Below are 1,681 nucleotides of genomic sequence, written 5' to 3' on the forward strand. Positions count from 1 at the left end.
AGGCGATCTACATCGACCACGTTCTCACATCTCGACAGGAGCAGCCGCCCTCAATTTGGCTCGGGCGGACCCCAATCACAACATCTGTTGAAAAAGTGGCTCGCAGCGAGGCTGTGAGCGTGATTCAGTGTCTCCGAAGAGATTCGGAGACCGAGGCATGCGCGGCGGGGGCGACCGCTCTGGCGAACTGTTGAGTTATGTTGATCTCGAGGCTCGGGTGCGGCGCGATCATCCGTTGCGCCGCATTCGGGCGATTGTGAACGAGGCGCTGGCGGCGTTGGAGCGGGACTTCGCGGCGCTGTATTCGCCTTGGGGCGGCCTTCGACCCCGCCGGAGAAGCTGCTGCGGGCAATGCTATTGCAGGCGTTCTATTCGATCCGCTCGGAGCGGCTGTTGATGGAGCGGCTGGAATACGACCTTCTGTTCCGCTGGTTCGTCGGGATTGGCGTTGACGATGCGGCCTGGGACCGTTCTGTGTTCTCCAAGAACCGGGGACCGGCTGCTGGAGGGCGACATCGCCGCAAAGTCCCTGAGCGCGGTGCTGGTGCAGCCCAAGGTCAAGAGGCTTCTCTCGACGGATCACTTCTCGGTCGACGGAACGCTGATCTAGGCCTGGGCGTCGATGAAGAGCGTCAAACCGAAGGACGGCTCGGGCGAGCCGCCGGCTGAAGGGGGCGGGCGAAACGCGGAAGCGGACTTCCATGGCCACAAGCGCTCGAACGACACACATGCCTCGACCACCGATCCGGATGCCCGGCTCTATCGCAAGGGCAAAGGCAAGGAGGCCAAGCTGTACTTTGTGGGACATGGCTTGATGGAGAACCGCCACGGCCTGCTGGTCGACGCCTGCCTGACACTGGCGGACGGACATGCTGAGCGGGTGGCCGCACTGCACATGATCGAACCTCGCGCGGAACGCCCACAGGCGATCACGCTCGGTGCCGACAAGGCCTACGACACTGAAGACTTTGTCAATGAGCTGCGCTCGATCAGGGTGACGCCGCATGTAGCGCAGAACAACACGAGCGGCCGCAGTTCCGCGATCGACGGGCGCATGACGCGGCATGGCGGCTATGCTGTCAGCCAGCGCATCAGGAAGCGCATCGAAGAGGCATTCGGTTGGATCAAGGTCGTGGCCGGCCAGCACAAGGCTGGGTTCCGCGGCCGCGACCGTGTCGGATGGGCCTTCACCTTCGCAGCCGCTGCCTACAATCTGGTGCGACTGCCAAAGCTCATGGCGGAGACCGGCTGATGGCCAAGGTTCCCGGCTTCGCCAAGGCCTTTGCCGGCCGCTGGCGCATCGTCGAGATGGATGTTTGGGATCTTCCTCGATCTCGTCGAGGAAGCGCATCTGACATTCAAAGGCTCGGCGGATGGCGAGATCGCCGTCGGCGCACTCAAGGGCTTCCTCGATGTCCGATATGGCACCCGCGATGGCTCAGCATGTGCGGAATTCTCGTGGGAGGGGCATGATGAGAAAGACCCAGCCTCTGGCCGCGGCTGGGCTGTCTTTGGCACTGCAGGCCGCCTCGTCGGCCACTTCTACATCCACAACGCCGACGATTCAGGCTTCGTTTGCGAAAGAGCCTGAATTTTTCAACAGATGGTTGATTGGGGTCCGCCCGAGCCAAATTGAGGGCGGCTGCTCCTGTCGAGATGTGAGAACCCGATGTAGATCGCC

At 62.4% G+C, this 1,681-nt stretch carries 2 pseudogenes; both read left to right on the forward strand.

Going from position 1 to position 1,681, the window contains the following annotated elements:
* The first annotated feature begins 157 nt into the window (after positions 1-157).
* Positions 158-1,252, forward strand: a pseudogene (locus NKH22_RS31425) (IS5 family transposase).
* Positions 1,252-1,591 (forward strand): annotated as a pseudogene (locus NKH22_RS31430) (hypothetical protein). The pseudogenes NKH22_RS31425 and NKH22_RS31430 overlap by 1 nt, the downstream one beginning before the upstream one ends.
* Positions 1,592-1,681: the final 90 nt, after the last annotated feature.

The organism is Mesorhizobium sp. M1252, assembly GCF_040318265.1.
Taxonomy (GTDB): Bacteria; Pseudomonadota; Alphaproteobacteria; order Rhizobiales; family Rhizobiaceae; genus Mesorhizobium.